The following is a 24,861-nucleotide window of genomic DNA, read 5'->3' as shown; positions in this document are numbered from 1 at the left end:
TGGCCGGCGACGTTTGCGCCGGTCCCGCGCTCCACCGGACCCCGCCGCTGGAATCGCGCATTGAAGATGACACCATTCACCCTCCGTTCACCTGGCGGTGTTCCGGGGGTATTCGGCCGCCGACACGGGAGGGATCGTGATGGTCGGAGTGGACGTCCCCAAGGTGAGTGTCGTGGTGCCGGCGTACAACTGCCGTCGTCACATCGAGAAGCTGATCGCCTCGCTGCTGCGCCAGTCGATGCCCGCCGACGAGTTCGAGGTGATCGTCGTCGACGACGGCTCGACCGACGGCACGGGCGAGCGGTTGGACGAGCTGGCCGCCGCGCACCCGCACATCCAGGTGCTGCACATCGAGAACTCGGGCTGGCCGTCGCGACCGCGCAACCTGGGCATCGAGCGTGCCCGCGGCGAGTACGTCTTCTTCGCCGACGACGACGACTGGTTCGCCGACCAGGCGCTGGAGCGGCTCTACGAGTGCGCGAAGAAGTACGACGCGGACATCGTGGTCGGGAAGATGGCCGGGCACGGGCGGCCGGTGCCGCGGGAGTTGTTCCGGAAGAACAACTTCGACGCCACCCTGGAGAACTCGCCGCTGATCGACAGCCTGACCTGCCACAAGCTGTTCCGCCGGTCGTTCCTCAACGAGCACGGGGTGCGGTTCCCGGAGGGCGGCAAGCGTCGGCTGGAGGACCACCTGGTGGTGGTGCGGGCCTACTTCCTGTCTGGGCGCACCTGCGTGCTGTCCGACTACACGTGCTACCACCACGCCCAGCGGGGCGACGCGCGCAACGTCACCGCTGCCCTGCTGGACCCGTCGAGCTACTTCGCCAACCTGCGCGACGCGCTGGACATCGTGGATGCCAACACCGAGCCGGGCCCGCTGCGGGACCGGCTGCACCGGCGGTGGCTGCGCAACGAGATGCTCAACCGGTTGCGCGGCAAGCGACTGCTGAGCGCCCCCGAGAGCTGGCTGGAGCAGGTCGCCCTGGAGACCCAGAAGGTCATCCAGGACCGGTTCGCTCCCGGCGTGGCCGCGGGCCTGCCGCCGCTGCAACGAGCCGTGGCGTTCCTGGCGGAGCGGGGCCGATTCGCCGACCTGCGCCGGCTGGCCTCCTGGGAGGCGGGCATCGCGGCGCACGGCACGATTGACGAACACAAGCGGGCCGACCGCGCCGTCACGGTGACCGTCGCCGCCGAACTGCGCTCCGCGGACCGGCCGATCGGCTTCCGCGCCGACGACGGGCGGGACGTGCTGGTGCTGCCGGTGGACGAGGTCGCCCCCGAGGTGCTCGACTCCACCACCCAGGTCCGCAAGGCCCGGCTGGACGTGGTCGCCCGCCGCAGGGAGACCGGCGACGAGATCTTCCTGCCGGTGCAGTTCCGAACCGAACGGGTCGCCAGCCCGACCGACGCGGACACCACCCACCTGGTCCACCGGGCCACCACCACGATCGACTTCGGCGCCCTCAACGGCGGCCGGACCCGGGGTAGCTGGCTCCTCAAGGCACGGATCACCAACGCCGGCTGGACCGAGGACGCGCACCTGCCGCTGGTGTTCATCTGCCGGGCCGACGGCTCGCGACCCCGGATCCGCGACCAGCGAAAGCCCTGGAACCGGCTGCGGTCGGCGGTGGGCCGCCGGATCCGCCGCTGATCCGCCCGCCCTGGTCGTGGAGTGGCGCCCTCGACCGATCGGCGGTCGGCTGCGAAACTGTGTGCCGGTCAGCGAGTGGGGGGTGTGGATGAGCAACGGCTGGGTGCTGCCCGACGAGGTGCTCCGGGACGCGCCGGCGTACACGCCGCGTCCCGGTGAGCTCGCGGATCTGGAACTGCTGCTGACCGGCGCGTACGCCCCCTTGACTGGCTTCATGACCCGCGCCGACCTGGTTTCGGTCAGCCGGCGCAGTCGGCTGGCCGACGGCACGCCGTGGCAGGTCGCGGTGACCCTCCAGGTGCCGGCCGCACTGGCCGAGAGCTTCGATCCGCGCGACCCGGCCCGCCGGGCGTTGCTGCTGACCGACGGCGAGGGTGCGCCGGCGGCCGCCCTGGACGTGGCGGACGTCTGGCCGGTACGCGAGGGCGTGGCCGGGGTGGGCGGCCGGGTCCGGCGGCTGGGTGACGGTGGCCACGGCCCGTTCCAGCGGCTACGCCGCAGCCCGGAGGAGGTCCGGGCGCTGCTGCCACCGGGCCGGGTGCTCGGGGTGATCGCCGACCGGCCACTGCACCGGCCCCAGCTCGCCCAGATCGCCCACGCCGCCCGCACCCTGGCCGCGCACCTGCTGGTGATGATCCCGGTCGGCGAGGGTGGCGCCGGTGGGTTCCCGCCGGAGGCGCTGGTGCGCAGCATCTTCGCCGCCCGGGACCGGATGCCGCCGGCCACCCTGGTGGCGGTGCCGCTGTCGCACCGGCGGGACGAGATCAGCGACGCGCTGCTGCGCGCCCGGGTCTCCGCCGCGTACGGGGTCACCCACCTGCTCTCCACTGGGGAGATGCTCTCCGGAGCCGGGCTGCGGGTGCTGGTGCCGCGCGAGCTGGCGTACGACAACCGGGACGGGCAGTGGCGCTGGCGGGAGGACATCCCGCAGCGCAACCGCCGTCTCGCGCTGACCCAGGACGAGATCGACGACCTGCTGGACCGGGGCTTCCCGCTGCCGGAGTGGCACACGCCGCCGGCCGTGGCGAAGGAGCTGGCGCGGGCCCGGCCGCCGCGCCGGCACCGAGGCCTGGTGGTCTTCCTGACCGGTCTCTCCGGCTCCGGCAAGTCGACCATCGCCCGAGGGCTGGCGGACGCGTTGCGGGAGAGCGGCGACCGCACGGTGACCCTGCTCGACGGGGACGTGGTGCGCCGGGAGCTCTCCGCCGGGCTGGGCTTCAGCAAGGCCGACCGGGATCTCAACGTACGGCGGATCGGCTGGGTGTCGGCGGAGATCGCCCGGCATCGCGGGGTGGGCATCTGCTGCCCGATCGCGCCGTACGCGGCGGCCCGCGCCACGGCTCGGGAGATGGCCCTGGCCGCCGGGGCGGGCTTCGTGCTGGTGCACGTCGCCACCCCGCTGGAGGTGTGCGAGCAGCGGGACCGCAAGGGCCTGTACGCGCGTGCCCGCGCCGGGCTGCTCACCGGCATGACCGGGATCGACGACCCGTACGAGGTGCCGACCGACGCCGACCTGGTGCTGGACACCACCGACCTGAGCGTGCCGGAAGCGGTGCAGGCCGTGCTGCACCACCTGACCGAGACCGGCTGGGTGGAGCTGAAGATCCCGTCCGTCTGAGGCGTCGCCGTACCCCCGTTCCTTCCACCGCTGCCGGCTACGCGCTAGTGTTCATCTTTGTTGGAACACGTTCGACCGCGTGAGAGTACGTGGACCCCGGGGAGGCACGGCGGATGCTCGCTCAGCAGCGGCAGGCGGCCATCCTGGAGCGGGTCCGGTCGACCGGCGGCGTCCGGGTGACCGAGCTGGCCGCCGAGTTCGGCGTCTCCGACATGACCATCCGGCGCGACCTGGAGTCGCTGCACGAGCGTGGTCTGCTGGCCAAGGTGCACGGCGGTGCCACGGCGGCCGGCCCGAGCTCCACCGACGAGCCGGGCTTCCACGCCAAGTCGGTCCGACAACTGCCGGAGAAGGCCGCCATCGCGGATCGGGCGGCGCAGTTGGTCCGGCCGGGCGCGGCGGTCGCGCTCTCGGCGGGCACCACCACCGCGGAGCTGGCCCGGAGGCTGGTGGACGTGCCCGGCCTGACCGTGGTGACCAACTCGCTGCCGGTGGCCGAGATCCTGCACGCCGGCGGTCGACCGGATCAGACGGTGGTGCTCACCGGTGGCGTACGCACACCGTCGGACGCGCTGGTCGGCCCGCTCGCGGTCAGCGCCGTCCGGAGGCTGCACCTGGATCTGCTCTTCCTCGGCGTGCACGGCATCACCGAGCGGGCCGGCTTCACCACCCCCAACCTGATGGAGGCGGAAACCGACCGGGCGCTGGTGGCGGCGGCGGACCGGCTGGTGGTGCTCGCCGACCACACCAAGTGGGGCACGGTCGGCATCTCCTCGATCGTCGAGCTGGCCGCAGCACACGTACTGGTCAGCGACGACCGGTTGCCTCCGCCCGCGCGCCGGGTACTCGGCGAGCAGGTGGGTGAATTGATCATGGTGAAGGCGACAGGGGCGGGCCGCGCGACGGGCACGCCGACAAGTGAGGGGACGGCGCCGTGAAGCGCACCGCGATCGACCTGGCCGACGGCCGGGAGCTGATCTACTTCGACGAGCGCGACGACGCCGTCCGCGACCAGCCGGATCGCCGGGACCTGCCGCCGCCGCCCCCCGCGTCCCAGCTGCGCTACGACCCGCTGACCGACGAGTGGGTGGCGGTCGCCGTGCACCGACAGACCCGCACATTCCTTCCGCCGGCGAACGAGTGCCCACTCGACCCGTCGCTGGGTGACCGGCTGACCGAGATCCCGGCCCCCGACTACGACGTGGTGGTGTTCGAGAACCGGTTTCCGTCGTTGAGCGGCCGGGTGGCTGACGAGCCTGGGGAGATCACGCCGTTCACGCCAGTCCGGCCGGGCCTCGGCCGGTGCGAGGTGGTCTGCTTCACCTCCGACCACAACGCCTCCTTCGCCAGCCTCCCCCCGCGCCGGGTCCGAACCGTGCTGGACGCGCTCGCCGACCGGACCGAGGTGCTCGGTGCCCTGCCCGGCGTGGAGCAGGTGTTCTGCTTCGAGAACCGGGGCGTCGAGATCGGCGTCACGCTGCATCACCCGCACGGGCAGATCTACGCGTACCCCTTCGTGACGCCGCGCACCCGGGCACTGCTGGCCGCGGCACGCCGGCACGCCGAGCGGAACGGCGGGGGCAACCTCTACGCGGACGTGCTGGCCGCCGAGCGCACCGCCGGCGACCGGGTGGTGGCCGAGAACGAGCACTGGACGGCGTTCGTCCCAGCGGCGGCCCGCTGGCCGTTCGAGGTGCACGTGGCGCCGCACCGCGTGGTGCCGGACATCCCGGCGCTCAGCGACAGCGAGCGGGACGCCTTCGGGCCGCTCTACCTGGACCTGCTGCGCCGCTTCGACGGCCTGTTCGACATGCCGATGCCCTACATCTCGGCGTGGCACCAGGCGCCGGTGCGGATCGACCGCGAGCTGGGCCACCTGCACCTGCAGCTGTTCAGCATCCGGCGGGCCAAGGACAAGCTGAAGTATTTGGCGGGCTCCGAGTCCGGGATGGGTGTCTTCATCAACGACATCTCCCCCGAGCGCGCCGCCGACCTCCTGCGCGCCGCCTGAGACGGGCGGGAGACAGGGCGCGGGGGGCCCGGGACAGGGCCCCCCGCAGGGAAGGGACGGCTGGCTGTGCTCGACACAGCCGGGAAGGCTGGCTGATCGGCACGCATGCCGCGGTCGACCGCGGTCAACCTTCCTGGACGCGACTGGCATCTCGTCCACTCTGGTCAACGAGGCGCGCCGGCCGCAGTGACGCCGACGGCGTGTCGACCCCGGACACGCCGGAGCCCGCCGGCGGGTGCCGACGGGCTCCGATGATGCGGTACGCCTGGATCAGGCGAGCTTGCGCGCCAGGTTCTCGTCGAGCGCGTTCATGAACTCGTCGGTGGTCAGCCACGGGGCGTCCCGCGAGATGAGCAGCGAGAGGTCCTTGGTCATCTGGCCGCCCTCGACGGTGTCGACGATGACCTGCTCCAGGGTGTTGGCGAACTCGGTGACCGCCGGCGTGTTGTCCAGCTTGCCCCGGTGGGCCAGGCCCCGGGTCCAGGCGTAGATCGACGCGATCGGGTTGGTCGAGGTCTTCTCGCCCTTCTGCCACTGCCGGTAGTGCCGGGTGACCGTGCCGTGCGCGGCCTCGGCCTCGACGGTGCGGCCGTCCGGGGAGAGCAGGACCGAGGTCATCAGACCCAGCGAGCCGAAGCCCTGCGCGACGGTGTCGGACTGCACGTCACCGTCGTAGTTCTTGCAGGCCCAGACGTAGCCGCCCTCCCACTTGAGCGCGGCGGCGACCATGTCGTCGATGAGCCGGTGCTCGTAGGTGATGCCAGCGGCCGCGAACTCGGCCTTGAACTCGTTCTCGAACACCTCGGCGAAGATGTCCTTGAACCGGCCGTCGTACGCCTTGAGGATGGTGTTCTTGGTGGACAGGTAGACCGGGTAGTTGCGGTCCAGGCCGTACCGGAACGAGGCCCGGGCGAAGTCCCGGATCGACTCGTCGTAGTTGTACATGCCCATGGCGATGCCGCCGCCGGGGAAGTTGGCGACCTCCATCTCCATCGGCGCGCCGCCGTCGGCCGGGGTGTAGGTGATGGTCACCGTGCCCGGGCCGGGGACAACGAAGTCGGTGGCCTTGTACTGGTCACCGTGGGCGTGCCGGCCGATGATGATCGGCTTGGTCCAGCCGGGGACCAGCCGCGGCACGTTGGACATGATGATCGGCTCGCGGAAGACGACACCGCCGAGGATGTTGCGGATGGTGCCGTTGGGCGACCGCCACATCTTCTTCAGGCCGAACTCCTCCACCCGGGCCTCGTCCGGGGTGATGGTCGCGCACTTGACGCCGACGCCGTGCTCCTTGATGGCGTTGGCGGCGTCAACGGTGACCTGGTCGTCGGTCTCGTCGCGGTGCTGGATCGACAGGTCGTAGTAGTGCAGGTCGACGTCGAGGTAGGGCAGGATCAGCTGCTCCCGGATCTGCTTCCAGATGATCCGGGTCATCTCGTCGCCGTCGAGCTCCACGACCGGGTTGTTTACCTTGATCTTCGCCATCGGCCGGCGCTCCTCTCGGGGGACACGTGCTCAAGCAGTACGAGCGTACTGGAAACGAGCCGGCGGCCCCCAGCCGGCCTCGACCGGCCGGCGGAAACCGGGCTGCACGGCGCAGAGATTGCCTGGCATCATCGCCCGATGCCACTGAGCCGCACCCTCGGGTCTATCACGGTCACCGCCCTCACCGACGGGGAGGGTGCCTTCTTCCAGCCTCGGACGGAGGCGTTTCCGCACGCCACGGCGGCACACTGGCAGGAGGCCGACCGGCGCGACCCCGGCTCGGTGACCGCCGACGGGCAGTGGTGGCTGCAGTTCCGCAGCTTCGCGATCCGCGCCGGCGACGGGCCGGTCACCCTGGTGGACGCCGGGATCGGCCCGGCCGACGCGCCCGCCGCGAGCTGGGCGCCGGTGCCCGGCCGGCTGCCCGCCGAACTCGCCGCCGCCGGCATCGACCCGGCTGACGTCGACACGGTCGTGCTCACCCACCTGCACACCGACCACATCGGCTGGGCGGTCACCGGCACGCCGGCTCGGCCGTACTTCCCGAACGCGAGCTACCTGCTGCAGCGCGCCGAACTGGACGCGGCGGCGACGCTGAATCCGGGGCTGCCGGCCGGCTTGATCGCGCCGTTGCGCGCCAGCGGTCAGCTCCGGGTGGTCGACGGCGAGACCAAGCTCACCCCTGCGGTACGCCTGCTACCCACCCCCGGGCACACCCCCGGCCACCAGTCGGTACTGCTGGAGACGTCCGGGGAACGCCTGCTGGTCACCGGCGACCTGCTGGTGCACGCCGTGCAACTGGTAGACCCCGACCTGGCCTACGCCCACGAGGAGGACCCGGACGCCGCCCGCGTCTCCCGCACCACCCTCCTGCGCACCCTCTCCCCCACCCTCCTGGCCACCCCCCACCTAGGCACCCCCTTCACCCCCGCCTAACCCCACCCCACCCCCACCCTTCGCCCTGTTGATCAAGAGGTTTGCGTCAGGAATCGCGTTCCCGGTGACGCAAACCTCTTGATCAACACGGGTGGAGGTCCCGGGGGGGTACGGGGAAGGGCCCGTCGGCGGGTGCCGGCGGGCCCTTCGGGTGTGGTCGGTGGGTCACATGCTGGCGACGTCGCCCTGCTTGGCGCGGACGGCCTCGGCGGCAGCCAGGAGGCTGGCGCGCTCGTCGGCGTCCAGGTCGGTCTCGACGACCCGGCGGACGCCCTCGCGGCCGATCTCGGCCTCGACGCCCAGGTAGACACCGGCGATGCCGTACTCGCCGTCGACCCACGCGCAGACCGGCATGACGTCGCCGGAGTCCTCGGCGACGGCCTTGGCCATCCGGGCCGCGGCGGCGGACGGGGCGTAGTACGCCGAACCGGTCTTGAGCAGCGCGACCACCTCGGCGCCACCGTTGCGGGTCTTGACGACCAGCTCCTCGATCTGCGCCGCCGGCATCGCGTCACGCAGCGGCTTGCCGTTGACCGTGCTCTTCGAGGGCACCGGCACCATGGTGTCGCCGTGCGAGCCCAGGGTGAGCGTCTTCACCGACGCGACCGGCGCGTTCAGCGCCTCGGCGACGAAGTTGGTGAACCGGGCGCTGTCCAGCATCCCGGCCTGGCCGAGCACCCGGTTCTTCGGGAACTGGGTGGCCAGCTGGGCCAGCGCGGTCATCTCGTCCAGCGGGTTGGAGACCACGATGACGACGGCGTTCGGGGCGTACTTGGCCACGTTCTCGGACACCTGCCGCACGATCTTGGCGTTGGTCTCCAGCAGGTCCATCCGGCTCATGCCCGGCTTGCGCGGCAGGCCAGCGGTGATCACGACGACGTCGGAGCCCTCGATGGCCTCGTAGCCCTCGCCGTTCGGGCCGGTGGTCACGCCCACCACCTTGGTCTCGAAGCCCTCGATGGCCCGCGACTGGTTGAGGTCGAGCGCGAGACCCGCGGGCTTGCCCTCCACGATGTCGGTGATCACGACTGTGTCGAAGACGTCGTACTCGGCCAGGCGCTGTGCGGTGGTGGAGCCGTAGAAGCCAGCCCCGACGACAGTGACCTTCTTACCCATGGTCGTCCCACTCCCTGATACCAGTCGGTTTTCCGGACCGTATCAGTCATCGTGGCACCGATCGGGCCAGGGGCGGCGGCCATCGCCGGGATGGGGTGAACGTCACGGCCGCCCGATTCACCAGGCCGACCTGCCGCGCGACCGCCCGAGGCCTGGGCGGCATGCGGGGCGGCGGTCAGCCGCGCTCGGCCCGCTCGACGACGTTGCTGAGCAACATGGCCCGGGTCATCGGGCCGACGCCGCCGGGCATCGGGACCAGCGCGCCGGCCGTCTCGGCCACCTCCGGGTCCACGTCGCCGGTGTAGCGGCCCTTGCCGTCCGAGCCGATCACCCGGGTGATGCCGACGTCGACGACCACCGCGCCAGGGTTGATCATGTCGGCGGTGAGCAGGCCCGGTACGCCGGCCGCGACGATGACGATGTCGGCGGCCCGGGTGTGCGAGGCGAGGTCGAGGGTGCCGGTGTGGCACAAGGTCACGGTGGCGTTCTCGCTGCGCCGGGTGAGCAGCAGGCCGAGCGGGCGGCCGACGGTGTTGCCTCGGCCGACCACCGCGACGGTGGCACCGCGCAGCGCCACGTCGTGCCGGCGGAGCAGCTCCACGATGCCGCGCGGGGTGCATGGCAGCGGGCCGTCGTAGCCGAGGACGAGCCGGCCCAGGTTGACCGGGTGCAGGCCGTCGGCGTCCTTGTCCGGGTCGATCAGTTCCAGCACCCGCTGGGTGTCCAGGTGGGCGGGCAGCGGCAGCTGGACGATGTAGCCGTGGCACGCCGGGTCGGCGTTCAGCTCGGCCAACACGTCGTCGACCTGCTGCTGGGTGGCGTCCGCCGGCAACTCCCGGCGGATCGAGGCGATGCCCACCTCGGCGCAGTCCCGGTGCTTGCCGTTGACGTACGCCTGGCTGCCCGGGTCCGCCCCGACCAGGACGGTGCCCAGCCCGGGGGTGATGCCGCGTTCCGCGAGCGCCTTCACCCGTATCCGCAGCTCGTCCTTGATCTCCGCCGCGGTTGCCTTGCCGTCCAGAAGCGTCGCCGTCACGATCCGATCGTCTCACGGCCGCCGCCCGCCGTTCGGACGACCTCGGTCGGGCGGCTGCCGAGCGCCCAGTTCGACTCTCTTCACGGTAACGATACGTGACGTGTTGATCGTCACTCTCAGTGACGATTTGTGGATCAGGTCACCGCCGAATCGGGCAGGTCGGCCGAGTGGGGCAGGGACCGCACGTTCGGTCGAGAGCCGGCGAGTCCGGCCGTGGCACCGCGAGGAGTGCCCGAACCGACCGAAGAATTCGCTCGCCAGAGCCCCTGAATCGGATTTTCGCTAGCAGCTCCGTCGCCAGCCGGCAAGGGAGGGACCCCCGGACCGTTATCGACCCGCAACCGGGTCGTTGTCGAAGGCCGACGGCCGACCTACCGTTACGGCTTGTTGCGCAGCGTAACCCAGCGTCGGGCCTGACTGCGCAGCGTGAGGAGATGAGGAGGCTCAATGCGAGTTCGTAGACTCGCTGCCTGGACCGCCCTCCCGCTCGCGGTGACGCTGGGCCTCGCGGCCTGCGGCAGCGGCGGAGATGGTGGATCCGGTGGCAGCGACCCCAACGCGGCCGTCAGCATCCAGATCGGCGAGCCGCAGCACCTGGTTCCGACGAACACCACCGAGACCTCGGGCTCGCAGGTGCTCGCCGGCCTGTTCAGCCCGCTCGTGGACTACGACGCGCAGAACAAGCCGTACGAGGTCGCGGCCGAGTCGGTGACGTCGTCGGACAACAAGGTCTGGACGATCAAGCTCAAGGACGGCTTCACCTTCCACAACGGTGAGAAGGTCACGGCCGAGGACTACGTCAACGCCTGGAACTACGGCGCGTACGCGCCCAACGGCCAGGGCGGCAGCTACTTCTTCGAGAAGATCGCCGGCTACGCGGACCTCCAGGGCGAGAAGCCGAAGGCACAGACGATGTCCGGGCTGAAGAAGGTCGACGACCTCACCTTCACCGTGACGCTGTCCGAGCCGTACATCGACTTCAAGACGATGCTCGGCTACAACGCGTTCTACCCGCTGCCGGACGCCGCGTTCTCCGCTCCGGGCGTGCTCAAGGACTCGTACGAGCAGGCGCCGATCGGTCAGGGCCCGTTCAAGATGAAGGGCACCTGGCAGCACGACTCCAAGATCGACGTCGAGCGGTACGACGCGTACCCGGGTGAGAAGCCCAAGGTCAAGGGCGTCGAGTTCCGGGTCTACCAGCAGCTCTCCGCGGCCTACGCGGACGTCCTGGGCGACAACCTGGACGTGCTGCCCACGATCCCGACCGAGAGCCTGAGCAACGCCCCGACCGACCTGGGCGACCGGTACCAGGTCAGCCCGATGTCGTCGTTCCAGTTCCTGGCGTTCCCGACGTTCGACAAGGACTTCAGCAACCCGGACGTGCGTAAGGCCATCTCGATGGCCATCGACCGGGACGAGATCACCAAGTCGGTCTTCAAGGGTTCACAGGAGCCGGCCCGCTCGTTCGTCTCGCCGGTGCTGCCGGGCTACCGGGAGAACACCGCGGGCTCGGCGGCGGAGTTCAACCCGACCGAGGCCAAGAAGCTCTACCAGGCCGCCGGCGGCCCGTCGAAGATCGTCATCTCCTACAACGGCGACGGCGGTCACAAGGACTGGGTCGACGCCACGGCCAACCAGCTGAAGGCCAACCTGGGCGTCGAGGTTGTCGGCTCGGCCGAGCCGAAGTTCGCCGACCTGCTGACCAAGGTCGAGAAGAAGCAGCCGGTGGGTATGTTCCGCTTGGGTTGGGTCATGGACTACCCGAGCATGGAGGACTACCTCGGCCCGCTGTACAGCACCAACGGCTCGTCGAACTACTACGGCTACAGCAACCCGGAGTTCGACAAGCTGGTCAAGGAGGGTTCCGCCGCCAAGACGCAGGACGAGGCGATCGCCAAGTACCAGCAGGCGGAGGACATCCTGGCCAAGGACATGCCGGTGATCCCGCTCCGCTTCGGCGAGAACGTGTACGGCCACTCGTCCAAGGTCAAGAACGTCGAGATGGACCTGTTCCAGCGGGTCAACCTCGTGAAGATCGAAGCGGCCAGCTGAGCTGACCATGGTGCGGGCCACCCGGGCGAAGACGCCCGGGTGGCCCGGACCGCGTTACCCCCGCCGGGACGCAGTCGCGGACCCCGGCACCGGTGGCGCCGGCCTCCCCCGGGCCGGACGGCAGACGTATCAGATATTTCGGGTACGACCAGAGATGCCGTCCTGCGACCCTTCCGCACATTTCCGGAGAGACTGCTAAGCATGTTCCGCTACATCGTGCGGCGCCTACTGCAGATGGTCCTGGCGTTCTTCGGGACCACCCTGATCGTCTACGCGCTGATGTTCGCCGGCCAGGGCGACCCGATCCAGGCCCTCGCGGGCGAACGACCGGTGACGGAGGCTCAGCGGGCCTACCTCACTGAGAAGTACCACCTGGACGCCACCGGTGTCGGCGGCTTCTTCTACCGCTACTTCGACTACGTCAAGAGCCTGCTCCAGGGGGACCTCGGCCAGTCACTGACCGGCCGCCAGATCGGCGACATCCTGCAGGCGGCCTGGCCGGTCACCCTGAAACTCGCGCTCATCGCGCTCGCCGTGGCGATCATCGTCGGGGTCACCGCCGGCGTCGTCGCCGGCATCCGCCGGGCCAGCATCTTCGACAACTCGACGCTCGTGCTGACCCTGCTGGTGCTGGGCATCCCCACCATCGTGCTGGCGCCGCTGGCGCAGTACTTCCTGGGCGTCAAGTGGCAGCTCTTCCCACCCACCGCCGGCTCGGAGCCGACCTTCTACGCGCTGCTGCTGCCCGGCATCGTGCTCGGCTCACTGTCGCTGGCCACCGCGCTGCGGCTGACCCGTACCTCGGTGGCGGAGAACCTGCGCGCCGACTACGTACGGACCGCTCGGTCCAAGGGCCTGGTCAAGCGCCGCATCGTCACCGTGCACGTGCTGCGCAACTCGCTCATCCCGGTGATCACCTTCCTCGGTGTGGAACTGGGCAACCTGATGAGCGGCGCGATCATCACCGAGGGCGTCTTCAACATCCCCGGCGTGGGCTTCAACCTCTTCCGCGGCATCCGCACCGAGGACGGCCCCCTGGTGGTGGGCATCGTCAGCGTGCTGGTCGTGGTCTACCTGGTCTCGAACCTGGTGGTGGACGTCCTGTACGCCGTACTCGATCCGAGGATCCGCTATGAGTGACTTCGAAACTGTGGCGGCCACCGAGAACCAGGCCGCTCGCCGTGGGCCCTCGGGCGAGCCCGGCACACCGGGCCAGATCGGCGCGCCGAACAAACCGCGCAGCCTGGCCGGGGACGCCTGGCGCGACCTACGCCGCAACCCGATCTTCTGGATCTCGCTGACGCTGGTCGTCATCCTCACGCTGATGGCCCTGGCCCCCGGCGTGTTCACCGCCAACGACCCGAGGGACTGCCTGCTCTCCCGGCAGCACGCCGGGCCGTCCGGCGGAGCCATCTTCGGGTACGACTTCCAGGGCTGCGACACGTACTCCCGGGCGGTCTACGGCACCCGGGCCTCGCTGCTGGTCGGCGCGCTCGCCGCGCTCGGCACCGGGGTGATCGCGCTGGTGGTCGGCATGCTGGCCGGCTACTTCGGCCGCTGGGTCGACGCGGTGCTCTCCCGGGTGATCGACGTGGTGCTCGGCATCCCGCTGCTGCTGGCCGCGATCGTGCTGCTCAAGCGAGTCGCCAGCGACAGCGAGACCGCCCGGATCGCCGCGGTGATCTTCGTGCTGGCCATCCTCGGCTGGACCACGGCGGCCCGGGTGGTGCGCTCCTCGGTGATCACCGCCAAGGAGCAGGACTACGTGGCGGCGGCCCGGATGCTCGGCGCCGGCAACGGTCGGATCATGTGGCGGCACATCCTGCCGAACTCGCTGGCCCCGGCCATCGTCGTGCTGACCATCGCGCTCGGCTCGTTCATCGCCGCCGAGGCGACGCTCTCCTTCCTGGGCATCGGCCTGAAGGCACCGACCATCTCGTGGGGCCAGGACATCGACACCGGCCGCATCCACATGCGCGAGGCGGCCACGCCGCTGATCGTCCCGTCGGCCTTCCTCGCGCTGACCGTGCTGGCGTTCATCATGCTCGGCGACGCGATCCGTGACGCCTTCGACCCGAAGCTGCGGTGAGAACCTCATGACCCACTCCACCGTCCAACCCACCCCCGCCTCCGCCACCCCCGAGGGTGGCCACCTGTTGGAGCTGCGGGACCTGCACGTCGAGTTCCGTACCAACGAGGGCGTGGCCCGGGTGATCAACGGTGTGTCGTACCACCTGGACGCCGGGGAGACGTTGGCCGTGCTCGGCGAATCGGGCTCCGGCAAGTCGGTCACCGCCCAGGCGATCATGGGCATCCTGGACACCCCGCCCGCGTTCATCCGCTCCGGCCAGATCCTCTACCGGGGTCAGGATCTGCTCACCCGCTCCGAGGAGCAGCGCCGGCAGGTCCGCGGCAAGGAGATCGCGATGATCTTCCAGGACGCGCTCTCCGCGCTGAACCCGGTCTTCCCGGTCGGTTGGCAGATCGGCGAGACGCTGCGCCAACGCGCCGGCATGTCCCGGGGCGACGCCCGCCGCCGGGCCATCGAGCTGATGGACCTGGTCAAGATCCCGGGCGCCGCGAAGCGGATCGGCGACTACCCGCACCAGTTCTCCGGGGGCATGCGGCAACGCGTCATGATCGCCATGGCGCTGGCGCTGGACCCGAAGGTGTTGATCGCCGACGAGCCCACCACGGCGCTCGACGTCACCGTGCAGGCCCAGATCATGGACCTGCTGGCTGACCTGCGCCGGGACCTCAACATGGCGATGGTCCTGATCACCCACGACCTGGGCGTGGTCGCCGGCGTCGCGGACCGGATCGCGGTCATGTACGCCGGCCGGATCGTCGAGCACGCCGACGTCCGCTCGCTGTACCGGGCGCCGGCCCACCCGTACACCAAGGGTTTGCTGGAATCGATCCCGCGCATGGACGTCCGCGGTCAGGAACTGTCGACGATCAAGGGGCTGCCGCCGAACCTCATGCGGATCCCCTCCGGATGCCCGTTCCACCCCCGGTGCCCGTACGTCCAGCAGGTCTGCGTGGACGCGGTGCCGCACGATCTGGTCCTCGGCGACGGCCGGACCAGCGCTTGCCACTTCGCGCAGGAGGTCCTTGATGACAGCGCCCGCTAGCTCCACCAAGGTCCGGGGCGAGACCATCCTCTCCGTCGACAACCTGGTGAAGCACTTCCCGATCAGTCAGGGTGTGCTGTTCCAGCGGCAGGTCGGCGCGGTCAAGGCCGTCGACGGCGTGAGCTTCGAGCTGCGCCGGGGCGAGACGCTCGGCATCGTCGGCGAGTCCGGATGCGGCAAGTCCACCCTCGCCCGGCTGCTGATGCGGCTGGAGACGCCCACCTCCGGCCGGGCCACCCTGGAGGGCAAGGACCTCTTCAAGTCCTCCGGGTCAGAGCTGCGCCGGCTGCGCCGAAACATGCAGATGGTCATGCAGGACCCGTACACCTCGCTGAACCCGCGGATGACTGTCGGCGACATCATCGGCGAACCGTTCGAGATCCACCGCGACGCGGCGCCGAAGGGCAGTCGGGAGCGGCGGGTTCAGGAGCTGCTGGACGTGGTCGGGCTCAACCCGGAGCACATCAACCGGTACCCGCACCAGTTCTCCGGCGGTCAGCGCCAGCGCATCGGCATCGCCCGCGCGCTCGCCCTGCGGCCGGAGATCATCGTCTGCGACGAGCCCGTCTCGGCGCTGGACGTGTCCATCCAGGCCCAGGTGATCAACCTGCTGGAGCAACTTCAGGACGAGTTCGGGCTCTCGTACATCTTCATCGCCCACGACCTGTCCGTGGTGCGGCACATCTCCGACCGGGTCGCCGTGATGTACCTCGGCAGGATCGTCGAGATCGGCACCGAGGACGAGATCTACGAGCGGGCGACCCACCCGTACACCCAGGCGCTGCTCTCCGCGGTGCCGGTGCCGGACCCGGAGGCCCGCGAGCAGCGCAACATGATCCGACTCGTCGGTGACGTGCCCAGCCCGGCCGACCCGCCGTCGGGCTGCCACTTCCGGACGCGCTGCTGGAAGGCGCAGGACATCTGCGCCACCGAGGACCCGCAGTTGGTGCCCCGCGCCGCCGACGCGCACCCCTCCGCCTGCCACTTCGCCGAACTCCGCCCACCGATCCCCACCACCTGACCCCGTTCCCCGCGCCGTCGATCATGGAGTCGTGGTGGCCGTGTTGTGGCCTATCGCGGCTTTCACGAGGCACCACAATTCCATGATCGACGCGGGGGTAGGCCGGGGTTAGTGGAAGAAGTGGCGGGTGCCGGTCAGGTACATCGTGACGTTGGCTTCCTTGGCGGCGGCGATGACCTCTTCGTCGCGGATCGAACCGCCGGGCTGCACGATGGCGCGGACACCGGCCTCGATGAGTATCTTCGGGCCGTCAGCGAACGGGAAGAACGCGTCCGACGCGGCGACCGATTCCCGGGCCCGGTCGGCGCCCGCGCGGCTGACCGCCAGGAGCGCCGAGTCGACCCTGTTGACCTGCCCCATGCCGACCCCGACAGTGGCGCCGCCCTTGGCGAGCAGGATCGCGTTGCTCTTCACCGCGCGGACCGCCCGCCAGGCGAACGCGAGGTCGCGCAGCAACTCCTCGTCCGCCGCCTCGCCGGTCGCCAGCCGCCAGCTCGCCGGATCGTCGCCGGGGGCATCCACCCGATCGGCGACCTGGGACAGCACGCCACCTGTCACCGGCCGCCACTCGACCTTCGCCGGGCTCCAGGCCGGCGCGCGCAGCAGCCGGATGTTCTTCTTGCCCTGCAACACCTCGACCGCACCCTCGTCGAAGCCCGGGGCGACCACCACCTCGGTGAAGATGTCGGCCACCTGCCGGGCCAGCTCGACCGAGACCGGCCGGTTGACCGCGATCACCCCGCCGTACGCCGACACCGGGTCGCAGGCGTGCGCCTTGCGGTGCGCCTCGGCCACGTCCGCGCCCACCGCGATACCGCACGGGTTGGCGTGCTTGATGATCGCCACGGCCGGCTGGTCGGCGAAGTCGTTCGCCGCCCGCCAGGCGGCGTCCGCGTCGACGTAGTTGTTGTAGGACATCTCCTTGCCGTGCAACTGCTCGGCCTGGGCCAGCCCCGCCGGTGCGTCCGGGTCGGTGTAGAGCGCGGCCGGCTGGTGCGGGTTCTCCCCGTAGCGCAGCACCGCGGACTTGCGCAGCGCCAGCCCGGCGAACGCCGGCCACCAGTCGTCGGCCGGGGCCAGCTCCTGAGCGCACCACTGGGCGACCGCCACGTCGTACTCGGCGATGTCGGCGAACGCCCGGGCGGCCAGTGCGCGGCGCTGGGCCAGGGTGAACCCGCCCTCGCCGAGCGCGGCGCGCAACGCCGGGTACCCGGCCGGGTCGGTGAGCACGGCGACCGAGGCGTGGTTCTTGGCGGCGGCCCGCACCATGGCCGGGCCGCCGATGTCGATCTGCTCGACGCACTCGTCGACGCCGGCGCCGGAGGCGACCGTTGCCTGGAACGGGTAGAGGTTGGAGACCAGCAGGTCGAACGCGGCCACTCCCAGCTCGTCGAGCTGCGCGACGTGCGTGTCCTTGCGCAGGTCGGCGAGGAGACCGGCGTGCACCTTCGGGTGCAGGGTCTTCACCCGGCCGTCGAGCACCTCGGGGAAGCCGGTCACCGTCTCCACCGGCGTCACCGGCACCCCGGCGGCGGCGATGGTGGCCGCCGTGCTGCCGGTGGACACGATCTCCACGCCGGCCACGTGCAGGGCCTGGGCCAGCTCGACCAGCCCGGTCTTGTCGTAGACGCTGACCAGCGCCCGCCTGATCGGGCGGCGCCCGTCCTGAGTGGAACTCACGGAACCGTGACCTTCCTTCCGGTGATGGTCCAGCCTTCGCGGACCAGGCGGCCGACCTGCTCGACGAGCTGGCGCCGCTCGGCTTCCTTGATGCGCTCGGTGAGCGTCTCCACGTCGTCGGAGTCCAGCACCGGCACCGCGACCTGCGCCACGATCGGCCCGGTGTCCATACCGGCGTCGACGAAGAACAGCGTGGCCCCGGTGAGCTTCACGCCGTAGGCGAGGGCATCGCGCGGGCCGTGGATGCCGGGGAACGCCGGCAGCAGGGTGTTGTGGGTGTTCAGGTAGCGGTCGCCGAAGGCGGCGAGGAAGTGCGGGCCGACCAGCTTGAGAAACCCGGCGGAGATGACCAGGTCGGGTTGGTGCTTCGCGACGTGCGCGGTGAGCGCCCGGTCCCAGTCCTCCCGGGTCTCGTGGTCGCGGACCCGCTCGACGAACGTCGGAACCCCGGCGGCTGCGGCCCGGTCCAGGCCCGCGATTCCGTCGCGGTCCGCGCCGACCGCGACAACCTGCGCGCCGTACGCGGGGTCGACGGCGGCGTCCAGCAGCGCCTGCAGGTTGCTCCCGGAGCCGGAAACGAGGACGACGATGCGGGCGACGGACGCGGGCTCGGTCACCAGGCAACCCTATCGGGCAGGTCAGGACGCCCATCGGCTGGGCGGCGCGCTGATCGTTGACAGTCCCGCGGGCATCGATTCGGTACGCTGCCGGTCGCTCGGGCTGAACACCGTGCCGGCCGCACCCCGTCAGTGATCCGGCACGCCAGCCGCGTCGTCTGAATGAGGAGCACCCCCATGCAGCCCGGTTACCACCCCCAGCAGCAGCCGCCAATCAACAACAACATGACAATGTCGATCGTCGCCATCTTCCTCTTCTGGCCGCTGGCCATTCCGGCGATCATCAACGCGTCCAAGGTCAACCCGCTTCTCCAGCAGGGCGACTACGCCGGAGCCCAGGCCGCTGCCGCGGAGTCACGGAAGTGGTCGAAGTGGGCCCTGATCGCCGGCATCACGTGGTATGCCATCTTCCTGGTGTGCTGTGCGTTGGGCGGTCTGGGCGCGCTCATGAGTGGCGGCAGCAGCAGCTCATGAGTAGGAACAACAGCAGCTACTGACAAACCCAGCCCAAGGAGCTTCTCGAATGCAGCCCGGTAACCCCGGTCAGGACCCGTACGGCCAGCAGCCCAATCAGGACCCGACCGCCCCCCAACCGCCGCACGACCCGTACGCTCCGCCGCCGGCCGCCCCGTACGGTCAGCAGCCCACCTCCGGCCAGCCGTACGGCCAGCAGCCGCAGGACCCGTACGGCGCACCGCAGAACCCGTACGGCCAGCAGCCCTACGGCCAGCAGCCCACCCCCGGGCAGCCCTACGGCCAGCAGCCCACCTCGGGGCAGCCGTACGGCCAGCAGCCGCCGTACCAGGACCCGTACGGCCAGCAGCAGCCGCCGCCCTACGGTGCACCGACGTACCCGAACGCCGGCTACCCGCAGCAGCAGGGGCAGAACAACACCCTCGGCCTGGTGTCGATGATCCTCGGCATCGCGTCGATCCCGCTGATCTGCTGCCTCTACCTGGGCATCCCGGTCGGCATCGCGGGCGTGGTGACCGGTTACCTGGCCCAGCAGAAGGTCGCCCAGGGCCAGGCCAACAACGGCGGGCAGGCCAAGGCCGGCCTGATCTGCGGTGCGGTCGGTGCCGGGTTGGGCATCCTGCTGATCATCTTGAGCATCGTGGCGAACGTCAACCTGCCGACCGAGCCCTGAGCGGTCCGGTCCTGACGGGGCGCTCCGGATTCGTCCGGGGCGCCCCGCGCCGTCTCCGCCATGGCCACCGCCCGCGCCGGGCGGCCGGCCGGGGTCAGGGCCCGGTCGAGGGCGGGGTCGCGGCGTTGGTGCGGGGTTTCTGCGCGGGGGCCCGGGTGAGGGCCCGGGTCGCGGCCGCGCCGAGCAGCGCGCCGACCGCGATGACACCGGCCGCCACCGCGCCGACCTGCCAGCCCACCGGCCCGACCTGCGCCAGCCGGCCGGCACCGAGCGGCCCGCCGGAGACCGCGGCGGCCACGCCGAGCAGCACGCCGGCCACCGGCCCGGCCAGCGCCGCCGGCGCCAGCAGCTCAGCCCAGCGCTGCGGCGCCCGCTCCGGCCCGGCCAGCCGGGCCACCCGGCGGGCGAGCAGCCAGCCGGCAACCATCCCGGCCAGCACCGGCACCGCGAGCAGCAGGGCGCCGAAGCCGTCCACCGGGCCGCGTGGCAGGCCGGCGAGCAGCGGTACGGCCGGCAGCGCGCCGACCGACACCTCGCTGGTGCGGACCGCGGTGTCGACGCCGACCGCGAAGCCCGGCCCGAGCAGGTAGCTGGTCGACCAGACCGCCGCGTTCGGCGCGTAGGCGAGGCTGACCAGGGTGATCCCGGCCTGCCCGGCCACCCCGGTGCGGTACGCCCCGATCATGTCCGCCGCGTCCCCGCCGCCGGTGGCCACCGCCAGGCCGGCCGCGCCGGCGCCCGCGCCGAGCAGGAGGATCCCGGCCACCAGACCGGTGCGTACGCCGTCGCGCAGCGGACCCGGCATCCGGGTGACGAGCAGCCGGGTCACGGCGGTGATCCGGGTCGCGCCGACCAGCGCGGCGAGCGTGCCGACCACCGCGAACGTGGCTGCCGCCCGCGCCAGGGACACGTCCGGCCCGCCGGAGCCGACCAGCACCGCCGCGAGCGCGCCGAACAGCGCGTACGCGATGCCGACCGCGCCCGCGGCGAGCAGCGCCCGGCGCGGTGAGCGGGTGCCGCGGGCACCGATCGCGCGGCTGACGTGCACGCCCGCCCGGGTCAGCCGCCAGAACGCGAGCACGGTCAGCGCCAGCGGGGCGAGCCCGAACGGGCCGGACTCGGTCTGCAGCGGCACGCCGTGCCCCAGCAGCCAGCCGGCCAGCGTGGTGCGCAGGGTGCCGGTCAGCGTGGCGGAATCCGCGCCGAGTTGGACCAGGCCGAGCACGATGGCGACCGGCAGGTACGAGGTGAGCGCGGCCCAGCCGGCGGCCACCCCGGCGGCGACGAGCAGCGGTGCCCGTCCGCGCGGCGACCCGCCGGCGCGGGGGGCGGGCACCCGCCGGCCCGGCGCGGCACGGTCGGCCGTCCGGTCGTCGGCGCGCACACCGGCGGTCCGGCTGGGATGGTCAGGGGTGACGGGGGACATCGGCTCTACTCTGGCACGTCGTGCGGGCAGTGGCAGTCCGTTAACCCGCCCCGAGCGGCGGCGAGTTGACCGAAGCGGGGTCCGGGCCGTCCGGCCGGGTCTAGCCTCGGCCCAGAGGGGCTGACCGTCGCCGCCACCCGGGCCGGGTCCGCCGGTCGCGTTCCGGGTCGGCCCGACGCCCACGAGCGCCCGGAGGAAGCCGTGACGACCGCATACCCGCCGCCCCCGCCGCCACCGGCCAGGGGACGGGACCGGACCACGCTCTGGGGCGTGCTGGGCATCGTGCTCGGCCTGATCTGCTGCGGCATCCTCGGCATCATCTTCGGCTACCTGTCCATCCGCGACGCCCGGCGGTACGGCCAGTCGCCCCTGCTCGGCTACCTCGCCATCGCGTTCGGCGTGATCAACATCATCGGCGGCGCGATCCTGCGCCTCAGCGGCAACTACCCGTTCTGGAACAACGACTGAGCCCGTGCCGGGTGGTCAGCCGACCAGTCGACGTTGGTACCGCAGGCCGGCGCGGCCGCCGACGCGGACCTCACCCACCACGGTGAATCCGGTGCGCGCCAGCACCGTGTGGTACGCCGAGGGGGCCGACCGGAACCGGTCGACCCCCTTCGGTGCTGCCTGGTCCGCTCAGCTGCCGGACATGATCTCGCGCATCAGGCGGGCGGTCTCGGTCGGCGTCTTGCCGACCTTGACCCCGACCGCCTCCAGCGCCGCCTGCTTCCCCTCGGCGGTGCCGGCCGAGCCGGAGATGATCGCACCGGCGTGGCCCATGGTCTTGCCGGGAGGCGCGGTGAAGCCGGCGATGTAGCCGACCACCGGCTTGGTGACGTTGGCCTTGATGAACTCGGCGGCACGCTCCTCGGCGTCACCGCCGATCTCACCGATCATGACGATGGCGTCGGTGTCCGGGTCGGCCTCGAACGCCTTCAGAGCGTCGATGTGGGTGGTGCCGATGATCGGGTCACCACCGATGCCGACGCAGGTGGAGAAGCCGATGTCGCGCAGCTCGTACATCATCTGGTAGGTCAGCGTGCCGCTCTTGCTGACCAGGCCGATCCGGCCGGAGCCGGTGATATCGGCCGGAATGATGCCGGCGTTGGAGGCGCCGGGCGAGGCGATGCCCGGGCAGTTCGGCCCGATGATCCGGGTCTGCTCGCCCTGCGCCACGTTGTACGCCCAGAACGCGGCGGTGTCGTGCACCGGCACGCCCTCGGTGATCACCACGGCCAGCGGGATCGCGGCGTCGATCGCCTCGACCACGGCGGCCTTGGTGAACTGCGGCGGCACGAAGATGACCGTGACGTCGGCACCGGTCTCGGCCATGGCGTCCGCCACGGACGCGAAGACCGGCAGCTCGGTGCCGTCGAAGTCGACCTTCTGGCCCGCCTTGCGCGGGTTGACGCCACCGACGACGTTGGTGCCGGCGGCGAGCATCCGCCGGGTGTGCTTGGAACCCTCGGAACCGGTCATCCCCTGGACGATGACCTTCGAGTCCTTGGTCAGCCAGATAGCCATGATCAGACCCCCGCAGCTGCCAGCTCGGCGGCCCGCTCGGCCGCACCGTCCATGGTGTCCACCCGCTGCACGAGCGGGTTGTTCGCGCTGTCCAGGATCGCCCGGCCGGCCTCGGCGTTGTTGCCGTCGAGACGGACGACGAGCGGCTTGGTGACCTGCTCGCCACGCTGCTCCAGCAGGGCCAGCGCCTGGATGATGCCGTTGGCGACCTCGTCGCAGGCGGTGATGCCGCCGAAGACGTTGACGAAGACGCTCTTCACGGCCGGGTCGGAGAGCACGATCTCCAGCCCGTTGGCCATCACGGCGGCGCTCGCGCCGCCGCCGATGTCGAGGAAGTTGGCCGGCTTGACGTTGCCGTGCCGCTCACCCGCGTACGCGACCACGTCGAGGGTCGACATGACCAGACCCGCGCCGTTGCCGATGATGCCGACCTCGCCGTCGAGCTTGACGTAGTTGAGGTCCTTCTCCTTGGCGGCCTGCTCCAGCGGGTCCACCGAGGCCTGGTCGACCAGGGCCTCGTGGTCCGGGTGCCGGAACGCGGCGTTCTCGTCCAAGGTGATCTTGGCGTCGAGCAGCAGCATCCGCCCGTCGCCGTTCTTGGCCAGCGGGTTCACCTCGACCAGGGTGGCGTCCTCGGCGACGAACGCCTGCCACAGGCCGACAGCCACCTCGACCACCTGGTCGGCGACCTCGGCCGGGAAGCCGGCGGCGGTGACGATCTCGCGGGCCTTCGCCTCGTCCACACCCTTGACGGCGTCGATCGGGGCCTTGACCACCTTGTCCGGGGTGTCGGCGGCGACCTGCTCGATGTCCATGCCGCCGGCCACGCTGGCGATGCAGAGGAAGGTGCGGTTCGCCCGGTCGAGCAGGTACGAGAAGTAGTACTCCTCGGCCACGTCCGCGGTCACCGTGATCATGACCTTGTGGACGGTGTGACCCTTGATGTCCATGCCGAGGATGTCGGTGGCCCTGGCCACCGCCTCATCCGGGCCCTCGGCAAGCTTGACGCCACCGGCCTTACCTCGGCCGCCGACCTTCACCTGCGCCTTGACGACCACCCGACCGCCGAGGCGTTCGGCGATCGCGCGGGCCTCTTCCGGGGTAGTGGCGACGCCGCCGGCCAACACGGGCAAGCCGTGCCGCTCGAACAGGTCCCGCCCCTGGTACTCGTACAGGTCCACGATTGCGCGTCCCGTCCCGTCTCCGCGGCGCGCCGTCGCGCCGCCACCAGCGTTCAGAAAACAGTTTGACGCCTGTCATCACTTGAAACAGGCCATTGGCCGCAGCCTAGCGAGGTGGGCACCGCCGGCAACCGAGCGGGTGCGCGGTGTGCGGTAATGCACAACCGGGCAGCAGACAAGGCAGGTTCCGGCCACGTTACGGGCGGCGTCCACCGTCCGGGCGATGTTGCCGGGGGTGCGTAACCCGCCCGTCGGGGCGTCGTTGAGTCAGGTGTCGGAGCGCTGATCAGCGCGATGACGGGAGACGGCCGATGCCCTGTCGGTCGAGGGGTGGCGGCGGGGCATCGTGCATAGAGGGGCCGGACGTGTGAGGGGTGCGTCCGGCCCCTCCCCCGTGTCCGGACCCGCCCGACCACCCGATCCGGCGTCGCCTCAGGCGACCGGCTGCGCGACGTTCTGCCGAACCCACTCGACGATCGACGCAGTGGTGGCGCCCGGCGTGAAGATCTTGGCGACGCCCAGCTTCTCCAGCTCGGGGATGTCGCCGTTCGGGATGATGCCGCCGCCGAACACGACGATGTCCCGGGCATCCCGCTCGCCGAGCAGCTCCAGCACCCGACGGAAGAGCGTCATGTGCGCGCCGGAGAGTACGGAGAGGCCGACCGCGTCGGCGTCCTCCTGGATCGCGGTCTCCACGATCTGCTCGGGAGTCTGGTGCAGGCCGGTGTAGACGACCTCCATCCCAGCGTCCCGCAGGGCACGCGCGACCACCTTGGCGCCACGGTCGTGGCCGTCCAAGCCTGGCTTGGCGACGACGACCCGAATACGAGAGCTCATCAGCGCACACCTTTCACCGGCTCCACGGCCTTCACCTGAACGAACGGTAACCCGGCCGACCGGCCCCGGGAAATCTGGGCCGGAAACCCGCTCGGCGAACCGGCGCCGCGGGGCGGGATCACCGGGAGTGCGGACGGGTACACCGATGGCATTCGACGGTCCCCGCCGTCAAGCCGGACGACTCCGCCGGACCGGTCACGCTCGGCGACGAACGGGCAGTAACGAGGGCGCCGTTCGACGTCACGATGCGTGACAATCTTGGACGCAAACGGACAGATCGACACGCCAATTCGGCGGTTCGGCTTGTGGGTCGCCTGGTGGTTGGCTAACGTGTCCACGGTTGTCATCAGGTCCATGGACGGGTGACGACGCGGCCAGCGGACGTT

The 24,861-nt window shown here is 71.0% G+C and carries 23 protein-coding genes; 13 read left to right on the top strand and 10 right to left on the bottom strand.

Going from position 1 to position 24,861, the window contains the following annotated elements:
* Positions 1-139 precede the first annotated feature (139 nt).
* The 4 genes from OG990_RS33985 to galT all read left to right on the top strand — a co-directional run bounded on the left by OG990_RS33985 (position 140) and on the right by galT (position 5,283).
* Positions 140-1,654 carry a glycosyltransferase gene (locus tag OG990_RS33985; protein ID WP_328426095.1) on the top strand — a complete coding sequence of 505 codons (1,515 nt, stop codon included), beginning with the start codon at positions 140-142 and terminating at the stop codon, positions 1,652-1,654.
* A gap of 88 nt (positions 1,655-1,742) precedes the next feature.
* Positions 1,743-3,272, top strand: a complete 1,530-nt coding sequence (gene cysC, locus OG990_RS33980; protein ID WP_355608038.1) for an adenylyl-sulfate kinase — start codon at positions 1,743-1,745, stop codon at positions 3,270-3,272.
* Positions 3,273-3,385: 113 nt separating this feature from the next.
* The gene (locus OG990_RS33975) at positions 3,386-4,210 is read left to right on the top strand and encodes a DeoR/GlpR family DNA-binding transcription regulator (RefSeq protein WP_355608041.1); all 825 of its coding nucleotides are present in this window, start codon (positions 3,386-3,388) and stop codon (positions 4,208-4,210) included.
* Complete coding sequence (galT, locus tag OG990_RS33970) at positions 4,207-5,283, top strand: galactose-1-phosphate uridylyltransferase (RefSeq protein WP_406078321.1); 1,077 nt, start codon at positions 4,207-4,209, stop codon at positions 5,281-5,283. Before OG990_RS33975 ends, galT begins: the two co-directional genes overlap by 4 nt.
* Positions 5,284-5,553: 270 nt before the next feature.
* On the opposite strand, the gene OG990_RS33965 is transcribed toward galT, so the two are convergent.
* Positions 5,554-6,768 carry an NADP-dependent isocitrate dehydrogenase gene (locus OG990_RS33965; RefSeq protein WP_328420242.1) on the bottom strand — a complete coding sequence of 405 codons (1,215 nt, stop codon included), beginning with the start codon at positions 6,766-6,768 and terminating at the stop codon, positions 5,554-5,556.
* 138 nt (positions 6,769-6,906) lie between these two features.
* Between OG990_RS33965 and OG990_RS33960 the strand changes: the two genes are divergently transcribed.
* A complete protein-coding gene (locus OG990_RS33960; protein WP_406078320.1) occupies positions 6,907-7,704 on the top strand; it encodes an MBL fold metallo-hydrolase in 798 nt (265 codons plus the stop codon).
* Positions 7,705-7,869: 165 nt separating this feature from the next.
* On the opposite strand, the gene OG990_RS33955 is transcribed toward OG990_RS33960, so the two are convergent.
* Together OG990_RS33955 and OG990_RS33950 are read right to left on the bottom strand one after the other, a co-directional pair.
* Complete coding sequence (locus tag OG990_RS33955) at positions 7,870-8,820, bottom strand: malate dehydrogenase (protein ID WP_328420245.1); 951 nt, start codon at positions 8,818-8,820, stop codon at positions 7,870-7,872.
* 175 nt (positions 8,821-8,995) lie between these two features.
* Complete coding sequence (locus tag OG990_RS33950; RefSeq protein WP_406078319.1) at positions 8,996-9,856, bottom strand: bifunctional methylenetetrahydrofolate dehydrogenase/methenyltetrahydrofolate cyclohydrolase; 861 nt, start codon at positions 9,854-9,856, stop codon at positions 8,996-8,998.
* Between the two features lie 447 nt (positions 9,857-10,303).
* Between OG990_RS33950 and OG990_RS33945 the strand changes: the two genes are divergently transcribed.
* From OG990_RS33945 to OG990_RS33925, 5 genes are all read left to right on the top strand, one after another.
* A complete protein-coding gene (locus OG990_RS33945) occupies positions 10,304-11,908 on the top strand; it encodes an ABC transporter substrate-binding protein (protein ID WP_406078318.1) in 1,605 nt (534 codons plus the stop codon).
* Between the two features lie 201 nt (positions 11,909-12,109).
* Positions 12,110-13,048: an ABC transporter permease gene (locus OG990_RS33940; RefSeq protein ID WP_328420251.1), complete on the top strand. Its 939-nt coding sequence runs from the start codon at positions 12,110-12,112 to the stop codon at positions 13,046-13,048.
* Positions 13,041-13,997: an ABC transporter permease gene (locus OG990_RS33935; protein WP_386987591.1), complete on the top strand. Its 957-nt coding sequence runs from the start codon at positions 13,041-13,043 to the stop codon at positions 13,995-13,997. Before OG990_RS33940 ends, OG990_RS33935 begins: the two co-directional genes overlap by 8 nt.
* Positions 13,998-14,004: 7 nt before the next feature.
* On the top strand, positions 14,005-15,042 hold the full coding sequence (locus OG990_RS33930) for an ABC transporter ATP-binding protein (RefSeq protein WP_355608061.1): 1,038 nt from the start codon (positions 14,005-14,007) through the stop codon (positions 15,040-15,042).
* Positions 15,026-16,063, top strand: a complete 1,038-nt coding sequence (locus OG990_RS33925; RefSeq protein ID WP_328420257.1) for a dipeptide ABC transporter ATP-binding protein — start codon at positions 15,026-15,028, stop codon at positions 16,061-16,063. Before OG990_RS33930 ends, OG990_RS33925 begins: the two co-directional genes overlap by 17 nt.
* 108 nt (positions 16,064-16,171) lie before the next feature.
* Here the strand turns inward: OG990_RS33925 and purH are convergent, their stop codons facing one another.
* On the bottom strand, positions 16,172-17,743 hold the full coding sequence (gene purH, locus OG990_RS33920) for a bifunctional phosphoribosylaminoimidazolecarboxamide formyltransferase/IMP cyclohydrolase (protein ID WP_406078317.1): 1,572 nt from the start codon (positions 17,741-17,743) through the stop codon (positions 16,172-16,174).
* The gene (gene purN / locus OG990_RS33915) at positions 17,740-18,360 is read right to left on the bottom strand and encodes a phosphoribosylglycinamide formyltransferase (RefSeq protein WP_406078316.1); all 621 of its coding nucleotides are present in this window, start codon (positions 18,358-18,360) and stop codon (positions 17,740-17,742) included. The genes purH and purN overlap by 4 nt, the downstream gene beginning before the upstream one ends.
* Positions 18,361-18,537: 177 nt before the next feature.
* Between purN and OG990_RS33910 the strand changes: the two genes are divergently transcribed.
* On the top strand, positions 18,538-18,834 hold the full coding sequence (locus tag OG990_RS33910) for a CD225/dispanin family protein (protein WP_406078315.1): 297 nt from the start codon (positions 18,538-18,540) through the stop codon (positions 18,832-18,834).
* Positions 18,835-18,883: 49 nt separating this feature from the next.
* Complete coding sequence (locus OG990_RS33905) at positions 18,884-19,507, top strand: DUF4190 domain-containing protein (protein ID WP_328420265.1); 624 nt, start codon at positions 18,884-18,886, stop codon at positions 19,505-19,507.
* A gap of 94 nt (positions 19,508-19,601) precedes the next feature.
* Here OG990_RS33905 and OG990_RS33900 read toward each other — a convergent pair whose 3' ends face one another.
* Complete coding sequence (locus OG990_RS33900) at positions 19,602-20,933, bottom strand: DUF6350 family protein (RefSeq protein ID WP_406078314.1); 1,332 nt, start codon at positions 20,931-20,933, stop codon at positions 19,602-19,604.
* A gap of 201 nt (positions 20,934-21,134) precedes the next feature.
* Here OG990_RS33900 and OG990_RS33895 point away from each other — a divergent pair, with 201 nt between their 5' ends.
* Positions 21,135-21,401, top strand: a complete 267-nt coding sequence (locus OG990_RS33895; protein WP_328420269.1) for a DUF4190 domain-containing protein — start codon at positions 21,135-21,137, stop codon at positions 21,399-21,401.
* Positions 21,402-21,569: 168 nt separating this feature from the next.
* On the opposite strand, the gene sucD is transcribed toward OG990_RS33895, so the two are convergent.
* From sucD to OG990_RS33875, 4 genes are all read right to left on the bottom strand, one after another.
* Entirely contained in the window at positions 21,570-22,457 is an 888-nt protein-coding gene (gene sucD, locus OG990_RS33890) for a succinate--CoA ligase subunit alpha (protein WP_328420273.1), read from the bottom strand.
* Between the two features lie 2 nt (positions 22,458-22,459).
* The gene (gene sucC, locus OG990_RS33885) at positions 22,460-23,638 is read right to left on the bottom strand and encodes an ADP-forming succinate--CoA ligase subunit beta (RefSeq protein WP_355608080.1); all 1,179 of its coding nucleotides are present in this window, start codon (positions 23,636-23,638) and stop codon (positions 22,460-22,462) included.
* 432 nt (positions 23,639-24,070) lie between these two features.
* On the bottom strand, positions 24,071-24,475 hold the full coding sequence (locus OG990_RS33880) for a cobalamin B12-binding domain-containing protein (protein WP_252420090.1): 405 nt from the start codon (positions 24,473-24,475) through the stop codon (positions 24,071-24,073).
* A complete protein-coding gene (locus tag OG990_RS33875) occupies positions 24,475-24,822 on the bottom strand; it encodes a hypothetical protein (protein WP_406078313.1) in 348 nt (115 codons plus the stop codon). The genes OG990_RS33880 and OG990_RS33875 overlap by 1 nt, the downstream gene beginning before the upstream one ends.
* Positions 24,823-24,861 lie beyond the last annotated feature (39 nt).

This window comes from Micromonospora sp. NBC_00858 (genome assembly GCF_045207365.1).
Taxonomy (GTDB): domain Bacteria; phylum Actinomycetota; class Actinomycetes; order Mycobacteriales; family Micromonosporaceae; genus Micromonospora.
This window is presented reverse-complemented; position numbering and strand designations above follow the sequence as displayed.

Coding starts and splice junctions, on each gene's coding strand:
- OG990_RS33875 (WP_406078313.1), bottom strand. CDS start 24,822: ATGACAACCGTGGACACGTTAGCCAACCACCAGGCGACCCACAAGCCG.
- OG990_RS33905 (WP_328420265.1), top strand. CDS start 18,884: ATGCAGCCCGGTAACCCCGGTCAGGACCCGTACGGCCAGCAGCCCAAT.
- OG990_RS33910 (WP_406078315.1), top strand. CDS start 18,538: ATGCAGCCCGGTTACCACCCCCAGCAGCAGCCGCCAATCAACAACAAC.
- OG990_RS33940 (WP_328420251.1), top strand. CDS start 12,110: ATGTTCCGCTACATCGTGCGGCGCCTACTGCAGATGGTCCTGGCGTTC.
- OG990_RS33965 (WP_328420242.1), bottom strand. CDS start 6,768: ATGGCGAAGATCAAGGTAAACAACCCGGTCGTGGAGCTCGACGGCGAC.
- OG990_RS33925 (WP_328420257.1), top strand. CDS start 15,026: ATGACAGCGCCCGCTAGCTCCACCAAGGTCCGGGGCGAGACCATCCTC.
- OG990_RS33985 (WP_328426095.1), top strand. CDS start 140: ATGGTCGGAGTGGACGTCCCCAAGGTGAGTGTCGTGGTGCCGGCGTAC.
- OG990_RS33935 (WP_386987591.1), top strand. CDS start 13,041: ATGAGTGACTTCGAAACTGTGGCGGCCACCGAGAACCAGGCCGCTCGC.
- OG990_RS33975 (WP_355608041.1), top strand. CDS start 3,386: ATGCTCGCTCAGCAGCGGCAGGCGGCCATCCTGGAGCGGGTCCGGTCG.
- cysC (WP_355608038.1), top strand. CDS start 1,743: ATGAGCAACGGCTGGGTGCTGCCCGACGAGGTGCTCCGGGACGCGCCG.
- OG990_RS33900 (WP_406078314.1), bottom strand. CDS start 20,933: ATGTCCCCCGTCACCCCTGACCATCCCAGCCGGACCGCCGGTGTGCGC.
- OG990_RS33960 (WP_406078320.1), top strand. CDS start 6,907: ATGCCACTGAGCCGCACCCTCGGGTCTATCACGGTCACCGCCCTCACC.
- OG990_RS33880 (WP_252420090.1), bottom strand. CDS start 24,475: ATGAGCTCTCGTATTCGGGTCGTCGTCGCCAAGCCAGGCTTGGACGGC.
- sucD (WP_328420273.1), bottom strand. CDS start 22,457: ATGGCTATCTGGCTGACCAAGGACTCGAAGGTCATCGTCCAGGGGATG.
- OG990_RS33930 (WP_355608061.1), top strand. CDS start 14,005: ATGACCCACTCCACCGTCCAACCCACCCCCGCCTCCGCCACCCCCGAG.
- OG990_RS33955 (WP_328420245.1), bottom strand. CDS start 8,820: ATGGGTAAGAAGGTCACTGTCGTCGGGGCTGGCTTCTACGGCTCCACC.
- OG990_RS33945 (WP_406078318.1), top strand. CDS start 10,304: ATGCGAGTTCGTAGACTCGCTGCCTGGACCGCCCTCCCGCTCGCGGTG.